This window comes from Novacetimonas hansenii JCM 7643, from assembly GCF_000964405.1.
GTDB lineage: Bacteria > Pseudomonadota > Alphaproteobacteria > Acetobacterales > Acetobacteraceae > Novacetimonas > Novacetimonas hansenii.
The window spans coordinates 1-215 of sequence record NZ_BANE01000442.1; the positions used below are offsets into that span (position 1 = coordinate 1).

Here is a 215-nt window from a genome sequence, read left to right on the forward strand (position 1 = left end):
TTCCAGTCGCCGCAGCCGCCCGACCTTCATGACCGCGAACGCGTCAGGCTGCTGGTCAGGTGACGGCGCCATGTCGATGATGCCGTGCTGGTTCGCGTCCTGCTGCAACTGGCGGTCCAGTTGGGTCCAGCGTTCCGCCTCGACCTGACGCTCGACGTTGCGGTGGATTTCATGGTCGGTGCGCGGCCCGAGTTCGAGCGTGACCAGGTTCTGGG

1 pseudogene is annotated in these 215 nt (G+C 66.0%); it reads right to left on the reverse strand.

Annotated elements, in window-relative coordinates:
• Positions 1 to 215, reverse strand: a pseudogene (locus B7G66_RS18905) (type VI secretion protein); the annotation flags it as partial.